2 protein-coding genes are annotated in these 1619 nt (G+C 49.6%); both read left to right on the forward strand.

The features are described from left to right. Positions 1-366, forward strand: a 366-nt coding sequence (locus tag P8O70_03710) for a hypothetical protein (GenBank protein ID MDG2195987.1), incomplete at its 5' end; no start/stop codon positions are given. 25 nt (positions 367-391) lie between these two features. Beyond that, positions 392-649, forward strand: a complete 258-nt coding sequence (locus P8O70_03715; protein MDG2195988.1) for a hypothetical protein — start codon at positions 392-394, stop codon at positions 647-649. Positions 650-1619: the final 970 nt, after the last annotated feature.

Below are 1619 nucleotides of genomic sequence, written 5' to 3' on the forward strand. Positions count from 1 at the left end.
GAGGTAGTCCTCGACCCCGGTCAGGGTGATTGGCTGCGCTACATTCCAGGTGGTGTTGTCAAAGGTCAGTGTGGTTGGGGAGACGGTTGCTTCACCGGTGTCGCTGGAGGTGAGCGTGACGGTGACGGTGCCGTTGGGTGGACCACTGAGGGCAAAGGTGGTGCTGTTGTTGGTGGTGCCCTCGGTGACACTGGGGCTGCTGTTGGCCACAGTGACTGCGGTCGCTCCGCTATCAGCGGTGACCACATTGAAGTTGCCGGCTGCCCCGTGGAGGGTGTCAGTCGGATTGGTGGAGGCGATGGTGTAGCTGATGGTGGTGGTCTGGTTGCCATCGACGAGGTAGTCTTCAGGAGCTGTAATGGTTAAGGTCTGGGGGATCGCCCAGGTGGTGTTGTCAAAGCTCATCGTGGAAGGTGAGAGCGTAGCCTCGGATGTATCTCCGGAAGAGAAAGTGATGGTGACAGTGCCGTTGGGTGGACCGGAGAGGACGAAGGACTCCGTATCAGTAGCGCCTTCGTTGATCGTGGTAACGCTGACAGAAGCTGAGGTGCTCAGTCCAGAGGGAGTGGAGCCGTTGGAACTTCCGCCGCCACCGCCACTTCCACCTTGCGCCTCATCGCTGTCGGCCCGAGGGAAATCGACATCATAGACAATCGTCCCTTCTTCAGGAATCACATCACAGCCCAGCAGAGCCAGGCTCAGGCAGAAGAGCAGGAGGAAGGAGGAGAGTGGCCGTTGGTACATTTGGTTTTTCTGGCTGAACTGGTACTAGGTTGCATTAGCTACTGCGCCTTCCATGGCTTGGCTAAATCCTGATGTTTTGCTGACAATCTTGAAATATATATGCCTATTTACTCATTTATCTGCCTAATCACAAGGATTTTATGCAATTTTATTTAATTATTTTGTCACATTTGATCATATTTTGAGACAAAATGAATTTAATATCTGACAAATCAAATTTTATAGATAATTTTTTAGGAGTGATGGAGATTTTTGAAGGAATTCTCTCATTTGGCTTGCAGCCACCTTCTCCCTGAGGGAGAAAGCAAAGAACCAACTGGTTGCTTCTCATCAAAACAATCAAATTTATAAATGAAATCAACGGCTCAAAAACCCTCGCCCAGTGGCAGATCGTTAAGTCTGCACTGCTTTGAAAAACCCTCGCTCAGTGGGGAGAGGGAGGGCCACACAAGTGATGGGTGTTGGATTGGCGTAAATTAGAAAAAGTTAGGAAAATTAGAGATCTGCAGGAATTCTCTCATGCGGCCACTTTCTCTCTGAGGGATAAGGACAAATTGCTTCTGATCTAAACACGCTAATTTGCAAATAAATCTGGATGACACGAGGCTTCATAAAACCCTCGCCTAATGGCAAACGGCTTTGAGTTCAACACAATCTATAAACCCTCGCCCAACTGGGAGAGGGGGGACCACGTAAGTGGTGGGTGAGAGATTTGATTGGTTTCATAAAGATCCAAAGATCAGTCAATTGGCAAAAATCCGCCACCATGATCCCCACAATACAAGAATCGCAGATTTGCCATTTGGGCCCGCCCTTGTGTTAAGGTAAGCCAGCATCCCCAAGCCGGGGTTGCAGCTGATGAATTCAAAACAGAG

It is taken from the genome of SAR324 cluster bacterium, from assembly GCA_029245725.1.
In the GTDB taxonomy this organism is placed as follows: domain Bacteria; phylum SAR324; class SAR324; order SAR324; family NAC60-12; genus JCVI-SCAAA005.